We start from the raw sequence: 458 nt of genomic DNA on the forward strand, positions 1-458 counted from the left end.
GGCGCACGGCCTCTTCGAAGCCGCCCTGGTAGATCGGGCCCTCAACCAGGTCACGACGGAAGTCCTGGCCGTAGTAGCCCTGCGCCACGTTCAGTTCGAGGAAGGCCCCCTTGGAGATCACCAGTGCCCCCTCGGTCTGCTCGTCATCGAAGAAGGTGCCCACGCGCAGGCGGCCGGCGGTGGTGCCACCATTCTCTGTAACGTCGAACAGCACCTTGCCGCCCGGCATGATGTTGACGTAGCCATGGGTGACCAGGTCGCCACCGCGCGGCATCAGCGTGCCGAACACGCGCAGGCGGTTGAACCCGTCTTCGCGGTACGACGGGCCGGTGCCGTCCAGCAATGCAGCGCGGTCCATCGCAGTACCCGCCACGTCGCCATGGCCGACCAGCATGCCTGCGCCGAGCACGCGCACTTCCGATGCGCGCAGGGCGCCGCCTTCCAGCGCGATGGTGCCA

The 458-nt window shown here is 67.9% G+C and carries 1 pseudogene; it reads right to left on the minus strand.

The window, feature by feature from the left end:
• A pseudogene (locus tag VG561_RS21160) lies at nt 1-458 on the minus strand (autotransporter outer membrane beta-barrel domain-containing protein); the annotation flags it as partial.

Source organism: Stenotrophomonas sp. CASM110 (assembly GCF_049384345.1).
Lineage (GTDB): Bacteria > Pseudomonadota > Gammaproteobacteria > Xanthomonadales > Xanthomonadaceae > Stenotrophomonas > Stenotrophomonas muris.